Genomic DNA, 333 nt, shown 5'->3' on the forward strand with positions numbered 1-333 from the left:
AACGTCTTCGACTCGATCGGCGTCCAGGATCCGGTCGAGCCACATTTCCAGTTGGCCGGTGGTGGCGTGTTCGATGCGTGACCTCCAAACCTGCTTGGCCTGCGCTCCGAACTTGCGCTCGATCTGGCGCAGGAGCATCGCGACCTCGGCTTCTTTGCGCCCCTCCTGACGCCCTTCCTGGCGCCCTTCCTTTTTCCCTCGTTCGATCCACTCTTCGGCGACAGTCATGGCTAACTCCTCCGCTCGTTCCGGTCGAGTTTGCTCGAGAGCATGGCGGACATCCGCCTCCGCGATGTTCCCATACACCCTGGCAATATACACCAGCAGTGGCTT

Annotated in this window: 1 protein-coding gene; it reads right to left on the reverse strand. The window is 61.0% G+C overall.

Going from position 1 to position 333, the window contains the following annotated elements; translation table 11 throughout:
* Positions 1-228 (reverse strand): DUF4351 domain-containing protein (locus LRA98_RS12950; RefSeq protein ID WP_238634294.1); only part of this gene is annotated, 228 nt, incomplete at its 3' end.
* Between the last annotated feature and the right edge of the window lie 105 nt (positions 229-333).

The sequence above is a fragment of the Halorhodospira sp. M38 genome (assembly GCF_022227985.1).
In the GTDB taxonomy this organism is placed as follows: Bacteria; Pseudomonadota; Gammaproteobacteria; order Nitrococcales; family Halorhodospiraceae; genus Halorhodospira; species Halorhodospira halophila_A.